This is a genomic window from Mycobacterium sp. KBS0706 (genome assembly GCF_005938675.2).
GTDB lineage: Bacteria > Pseudomonadota > Alphaproteobacteria > DSM-16000 > Inquilinaceae > Inquilinus.
In genome coordinates, this window is the sequence record NZ_VCCH02000209.1 from 1 (window position 1) to 4,814 (window position 4,814).

The 4,814-nt window shown below is 68.4% G+C and carries 6 protein-coding genes; 4 read left to right on the plus strand and 2 right to left on the minus strand.

Annotated features, from left to right (window positions below; all coding sequences use genetic code 11):
• On the plus strand, positions 1–632 hold a 632-nt coding region (locus FFK22_RS43580; RefSeq protein WP_186002956.1), incomplete at its 5' end, for a hypothetical protein.
• Between the two features lie 70 nt (positions 633–702).
• Here the strand turns inward: FFK22_RS43580 and FFK22_RS40980 are convergent.
• Positions 703–1,674: a hypothetical protein gene (locus FFK22_RS40980; protein ID WP_138893559.1), complete on the minus strand. Its 972-nt coding sequence runs from the start codon at positions 1,672–1,674 to the stop codon at positions 703–705.
• A 180-nt stretch (positions 1,675–1,854) separates the two neighbouring features.
• Between FFK22_RS40980 and FFK22_RS40985 the strand changes: the two genes are divergently transcribed.
• The 3 genes from FFK22_RS40985 to FFK22_RS40995 all read left to right on the plus strand — a co-directional run bounded on the left by FFK22_RS40985 (position 1,855) and on the right by FFK22_RS40995 (position 3,896).
• Positions 1,855–2,262 carry a nuclear transport factor 2 family protein gene (locus FFK22_RS40985; protein ID WP_138893560.1) on the plus strand — a complete coding sequence of 136 codons (408 nt, stop codon included), beginning with the start codon at positions 1,855–1,857 and terminating at the stop codon, positions 2,260–2,262.
• A gap of 52 nt (positions 2,263–2,314) precedes the next feature.
• Entirely contained in the window at positions 2,315–2,695 is a 381-nt protein-coding gene (locus FFK22_RS40990) for an ester cyclase (protein WP_306770259.1), read from the plus strand.
• Positions 2,696–2,960: 265 nt separating this feature from the next.
• Positions 2,961–3,896, plus strand: coding sequence for a calcium-binding protein (locus tag FFK22_RS40995; RefSeq protein ID WP_138893562.1), 936 nt, complete (start codon positions 2,961–2,963; stop codon positions 3,894–3,896).
• 24 nt (positions 3,897–3,920) lie between these two features.
• On the opposite strand, the gene FFK22_RS41000 is transcribed toward FFK22_RS40995, so the two are convergent.
• Positions 3,921–4,505 (minus strand): hypothetical protein, encoded by a 585-nt coding sequence (locus FFK22_RS41000; protein ID WP_138893563.1) that lies wholly within the window; start codon positions 4,503–4,505, stop codon positions 3,921–3,923.
• Positions 4,506–4,814: the final 309 nt, after the last annotated feature.

Consider the following 4,814-nt stretch of genomic DNA (forward strand, 5'->3'; position numbering starts at 1 on the left):
GATCACCAAGATCAGTTTTTTTTGCTGACCGCCGCACTGAACGTCTTCTCTCGTTTTGTAAGAATGGTAGAGAGAAATGGTGGCAGGCCCTTAAGTTGATGCCCGGCGATGATTCTGATGATCCATTCGATGAAGCTCGGTTTATATCGGCATGGTCATCCATACGAGAGTTCGTTCCCGAAATTTTAGATTGGGAACGAAAATTTTTGCTGAATAGATATTATAAACCATCTCAGCATTTTTCTGAACTTGCCGCAATTTTGTTTTCGATTGCTCGTTCCGCAGAGTCTGGAACGGACAAGGTTTATGTTACTCGATATACGGGCAAAGGCGCACTCGTGGCTATGTTAAATAGTAAGCTCAAAAATAAGCTCTTTGCACAGTATGCTGGCATCATTGAAAGCATGCTTGAAGCGACAGCGATCCGTGAACGATTGAAAATCGAATCGCTAGCCACTGCTCTCGGTCAGGCGAAGATGGCTGCGAAGCAAGTGTCATCCGGCCATCCAATTTGGCTAGCAGTCACTAGGCTGTTCCCCGAGATATTTGACGGGGTGATCCGGGCGGAGCTTCAGGATCTCGAGTGTCTGCCGCGCTGGGCAGGTGGGGTGGAACAAAGTTCCGTCGCTTGACTCCTCTGTCTTCGGCTTCGCCAAGACGAAGTACGCGCCGGAATCCGGGCATGATGTTAAGGAGCTTCTTTCACTCCCCCCTCTCATACGCCGGCACATCCAACTCCCCGAGCCCGATCCCCCGAAACCCCTCCTTCCGGCTCCAGTCGAAATGCCCGCCCAGGCGCTCGACCAAAGCAGCGGCATCGGTGCGCGGCAGGTTGACGGCTACCAGCGCCTGGGCCGCCGCCCGCAGATAGAGCACCGGCGTCACGCCGATATGGCCCGAGCCTCGGTCCAGCAGGTCGGTCTGCATCACCACCTCGATCGCCTCGACCGGCAGGGCGGCCAGGCATTCCGCCGCCGCCCGCACCGCGGCCGAGCAGATCGCGTCGCGGTGCAGCTCCAGCACCTTGCCCTGCGACAGCGGCTTGACCGAGGCCTGGCCCGATTGCAGCAGCGTCACCGACCGGTCCGGCAGATCCTCCAAATCCAGCCCGTCGATCATGGCGACGATCCGCCCGCCCTCGACGAAGACGAGGTCCAGCCCCTCGACCGAGAAGGGCAGGTCGCCCAGCCGGGTGTAGCGGCCCAGCGCGTCGGCCACCGCCGCCGGGTCGCGCGCCACCAGCCGCCGGGCGAAATCGATCTCGGCCCGGCGCGCCTCGGCCTCCTGCAGGCGGGCCTCGAACGCCGCCTCGTCGCGGGCGCGGGCATCCTCCACCGCCGCGGTCAGCTCGATCCGGCGCCGCTTGGCCCCGCCGAAGGTGCGGGCCAGCCAGCCGGGGCGATAGGCGTCGAGCTCCCGCCGCGCCGCCGCCTCCTGCACGGCACTCCGGTCAGGCTCGGCCGGCGGCGCCGCCGCGGCCACGGCGTGCCAGTCGCGGCGCTCGAGCTGGACCCGGTGGGCGCCGGTCAGGGCCTCGATCAGCCGGTCGTACTCGTCCGCGGCGGAGGAAGCGGCCTCCAGCGCCGCCTGCTTCTGCGCCGCCTTCTCATAGGCCAGGCGCCGGCGCTCCGCGCGCTCCTGCTCGCGGCGCACCGCCCGGATGCTGCTCGCCATTCCCCCTCCCGCACGTCCCCGGATTCGCCGAACCCCGCAACCCTTGCGGCGGATTGCGGAGAATGCAAGGCGCTGCCGGCGGGCCGGCCCGATGCGACGAGGCCGCCGCCGTTCCGCTGCCGTGCTATACCCTGGTCTCCGCCGGCACGGCATATCCGGCACGGCAGGGAGCGCATCGCGATGACCGGGAGCCGGGACTCCGGAGAGGCCGAGATCCGCGGCCTGATCGAGGCCTGGGCCGATGCCGTCCGCCGGCGCGACCATGACGGCGTGCTGCGCGACCATGCCGCGGACATGCTGATGTTCGACCTGCCGCCGCCGCTGCGCTGCCGGGGCCTCGACGCCTATCGCGCCACCTGGGACCTGTTCTTCGCCGCCTCGCCCGATCCGGCGGTGTTCGACATCGTCGAGCTGGAGGTCACGGCCGGCGCCGATGTCGGCTTCGCTGCCGCGCTGATGCGCTGCGTCGTGATCGAGCCGGGCCGGCCCGCCTATCCGATGGAGTTCCGGCTCACCATCGGCCTGCGCCGGATCGGCGGCCGCTGGACCGTCACCCATGAGCACCATTCGATCCCTGCGGCCGGCTGACCCGCGGCCGGGGCTCCCCGTCTCCGCCACCCGGCACCACAGGAGCTTTGCCGTGACCGACCTCGCCACCCGCTACCGCGCCTATATCGACTGCCTGAACCGGCAGGACTGGGCGCGGCTGGGCGATTTCGTCGACGAGACGGCGCGCCACAACGGCCGGCCCTTCGGCCTGGCCGGCTATCGCGCCATGCTGGAGCAGGATTTCCGCGACATCCCGGACCTGCGCTTCGTCATCGGGCTCCTGGCCTGCGACCCGCCCCTGGTCGCCGCCCGGCTCGACTTCACCTGCTCGCCGCGGGGCCGGTTCCTCGGCCTCGACGTCAACGGCCGCACCGTCTCGTTCAGCGAGAATGTGTTCTACGAGTTCCGCGACGGCAGGATCGCCCAGGTCTGGTCGGTGATCGACAAGACCGCGATCGAAGCCCAGCTCTGACGCTCCGCGAGAGGAGAGGCCGCCCCTTCACCCGAAATCGCTCCGCGATTTCGACCTCTCCCCAAGGAGAGGTGAAGGGGCCGCAGCTCCTGTTCCCCTCTCCTCGGGGAGAGGGAGGGGCCCGGCGCGCAGCGACGGGAGGGTGAGGGGGAGTGCCGGCCGCTGGCGAGAATCCGCCCGTTACGGGTTCCATAGGACCGCGCATCACGTATACTGATCTCCTTCCTATCATCGCGGCAACACAGCCGACCCCACGGAGGCAGCCATGGCGACGATCGAGGGCACCCCAGGCAACGACCACATCCTCGTCGAGGGCGACGACGACTTCTACTATGTCACGGCCTATACCGGCGCGGATGTGATCGACATCCGCCTGCCGGCGACCGCCGGGTCGGGCATCCACCTGGAGGACGGCGGTGACACGGTCAATGGCGGCGACAGCGTCGACCTGATCACCTTCGCCGGCGGCGGCAATCGCCTGTATGGCGGCGGCGGGCGCGATACCTTCAGCGCGGTGAGCGTCGGCGCCGGCAACCTGATCGACGGCGGCGCCGGGTCCGACACCTTCAACCTCGCCAGCACCGGCAACGGCGCCTTCATCACCCTGGCCGAGCACCGGGCGGCCGTGCGCTCCGAGCACTCCGGGCTGATCTATCAGTATGACCTGCGCGACATCGAGAATCTGAGCGACACGGCCGGAAACGACATCCTCGTCGGCGACGACGGGCCCAATCAGATCGCGACGGCCTTCGGCGACGACCTGCTGTCCGGGCGCGGCGGCGACGACGTCTTCTACAGCTACGACGAGATCGAGCCCGGCTCCGGCAACGACACCTTCGTCGGCGGGCTGGGGGCCGACCGGATCAGCACCGCCAACGGCGTCGACACCATCCGCATCGACCGGCTGGTGGAGAGCCTGCCGGGGCATGAGGACGTGGTCACCGATTTCAGCGTCCGCGACATCCTCGACGTGTCGCGGATCGATGCCGACCAGACGGCGCCGGGCAACCAGGCCTTCGCCTTCATCGGCGATGCCGCCTTCAGCGGCACGGCCGGCGAGCTGCGCTACCAGCGGCTGGGCGGCGGGCTGATCGTCTCCGCCGACGCCGATGGCGACCGGGAGGCCGACATGGCGGTGGTGCTCGAGCCGCAGCCCTACCAGCAGCTGACCCGGATCACGGCCGAGGACATATTGCTCTGAGCGGGAAAGGCCGGGGCCGCCCGCTCACGCCGCCGCGCGGCCCCCGGTGTCCGTGCGATGCGCGAACAGGCGGGTGACGGCCTGGCGCCAGGCATCCGCCGGCTGCGCCGGCCGCGGCGGGACGAAGGAGCGGTAGCTGCGGAACGCCAGGCGTCCATCCGGCCGCCCGGCCGTCCGGCTGTCCGCCGGGGGCTCGCGGCACATCACCCAGCTGGTCAGCTCGACCGCGCCGTGCTGGCGCAGGCTCTCGCCGCGGACCAGCAGCACCCAGCAGCCGGAATCGTCGAAATAGCCGTGGTCGATGGCGTCGATCTCCACCTCGGGCGCGCCCGGCTGGCGCAGCGCCGCGGTCGAGGAATGCTTGAACGGCGCGGGTGACATCGGGTCGAAGCCGGCCAGGGTGAAATTGGTCCGTACGGCGAAGGTCCCGTCCCGCCCGGCCGCGCCGGCGGGCAGGGTGCCGCGCACCAGCACCAGCGCGTTGAAGGGTGCGGGGCCGGGGACGGCGCTGCGCAGCACCGGCTGCAGCTCGGCCTCCAGCCCATGGTCGTCGGCATCGGCCGGCAGGGCGGCGAGGCGGATCGGATCTCTGGCGTCGAGCATCTGCATGGTTGGCATCTCGCCGTTGAGAGGAAGCCCTTCCAATGCCAGCGAACCACGCGCCACCCACCGGCGTCGTCCTACGTTCGTAGGACGCCGGGCGGAATATTTGCGGGGAGGGGCGCCTCACCGACGGCTGAGACACGAACAGATTGCCTCTCCTCCCCGGGCTTGACCCGGGGAGGAGAGGCAATCCGAGAGGTTGTCGACAGACGGAATGCCGGCCGCGCCCCTACCCCCGGTCCCGCCCCAGCAGCACGGCCACGGCCTGCGCCCGGTTGGCGGCGCCCAGCTTCTCGTACAGGTTGCGCAGGTGGA

Bases quoted from the DNA above. Each gene is read 5' to 3' on its own strand.
- FFK22_RS41000 (WP_138893563.1), bottom strand. From the start codon at position 4,505: ATGCAGATGCTCGACGCCAGAGATCCGATCCGCCTCGCCGCCCTGCCG.
- FFK22_RS40980 (WP_138893559.1), bottom strand. From the start codon at position 1,674: ATGGCGAGCAGCATCCGGGCGGTGCGCCGCGAGCAGGAGCGCGCGGAG.
- FFK22_RS40995 (WP_138893562.1), top strand. From the start codon at position 2,961: ATGGCGACGATCGAGGGCACCCCAGGCAACGACCACATCCTCGTCGAG.
- FFK22_RS40985 (WP_138893560.1), top strand. From the start codon at position 1,855: ATGACCGGGAGCCGGGACTCCGGAGAGGCCGAGATCCGCGGCCTGATC.